Source organism: Silvimonas sp., from assembly GCF_031291215.1.
Lineage (GTDB): Bacteria > Pseudomonadota > Gammaproteobacteria > Burkholderiales > Chitinibacteraceae > Silvimonas > Silvimonas soli.
Map to the genome: position 1 here is coordinate 1 of NZ_JARLJK010000101.1, position 1323 is coordinate 1323.

General features: G+C 57.7%; 1 protein-coding gene. It reads right to left on the reverse strand.

Annotation, left to right across the window (positions count from 1 at the left end; all coding sequences use genetic code 11):
* Positions 1–29: 29 nt before the first annotated feature.
* The gene (locus P4L78_RS10675; RefSeq protein ID WP_309328051.1) at positions 30–1178 is read right to left on the reverse strand and encodes an ISAs1 family transposase; all 1149 of its coding nucleotides are present in this window, start codon (positions 1176–1178) and stop codon (positions 30–32) included.
* Positions 1179–1323 lie beyond the last annotated feature (145 nt).

A 1323-nucleotide genomic window follows, 5' to 3' on the forward strand; every position in this document is an offset into this window, starting at 1 on the left:
CAGGGCAAACGCATGATTGATTTGTAGGATCAAGCATTGGGCGTTTCCCCAGGAAAACCAAGCAAGGCCGCCAAACGGTATTCCTGCGAAAGGGCCGCTTTGAGCCTGCGGTGCCGGATGCTCCGTTTCGTGTTCGGGTCCTGGCGGAGCATGTTCAGCGTGATGTGGCGCAGGATGGCACCGGTTTCGGGGCCGTTCCCCATCCGGGTACGAAGGCCGTCTTCCCTGAAGGCCACGTCCAGGACCCAGTGCAGTTCGTTCTCGATGCCCCAATGGAACCGGACGCTGTTGGCGATGGTTTCGACTTTGTCCATCAGCAGGGTGCTGATGTAGAAGCGTTCTTCCTGGACGGTCTTCCCTGCACGCTGGGTTTTGGATTGAATTCGGGCCAGGGTTTCAAGCTTGGGCCAGAGGAAGAGGATCTCGGCTGGGAGGTGCTTCGTTGCATCAAGGGTGGTCGTGCGGCGGCATTCCTTCCTCCCGTGCCCCTCTTCCATGGCTTCGGTGGTGAAGTGGGGAAAGGTGGCTGGGTCAGCATCGAGCTGGGCGAAGGCGGCCAGCACGGCCTTGTGCAGGCTGTCTTGGTTGCCTTTGACGGCCAGGACGTAGTCCGCCTTCCGTGCCACGATGCCCCGGGCGATGTCCTTCTGGCACCCCATGGCATCGATAGTGACAATGCAGCCCTTCAGTTCCAGCACCTTGAGAAGTTCGGGGATGGCCGTGATCTCGTTGCTCTTCACGTCAACCGACCGCTGACCGAGAACCAGGTGGTTGGCGGTGGACCAGGCACTGACCACATGAAGGGCCGGTTTCCCCTCGGCAATCGAACTTCGAAGTGTCTTGCCATCGATGGCCACCACATCTCCCGGGACCTTGCCCCGGACACCTTTCACCCAGCCGAGGAAGGCCTCGGTGAAGGGGGCCGGATCCAAAAGCCGGAACACCCGATTGAAGGTGTCGTGTGAAGGAATCCCATGGGGTAGCTCAAGAAAGGTGCGCAACCATGCCTCCTGATCCTTGGCAAATTCCTCGATGCCTTCCCAGTCGTCTACGCTGCTGAGCGTGCCAAGGATGGCGATGATGATGATGTCGAGCAGCACGTGCCGCTGGCCCCTGATCTTGCGGGGATCCGGCACGGTCGCGAGGTGGTCGGCAAGACTCTTGGCTTTGGATCCCATGGCATGTAGCCTCCACAGAATGTTTTGCCACAATTTCCATGAGAGTACAATGCTTCATAAACAATTTTCTGTGTCATACTGAATTTCAACAAAAAACGCCGATAACAATCTTTAGATTCATGATTTGTACATGCGTTTGCCCTGC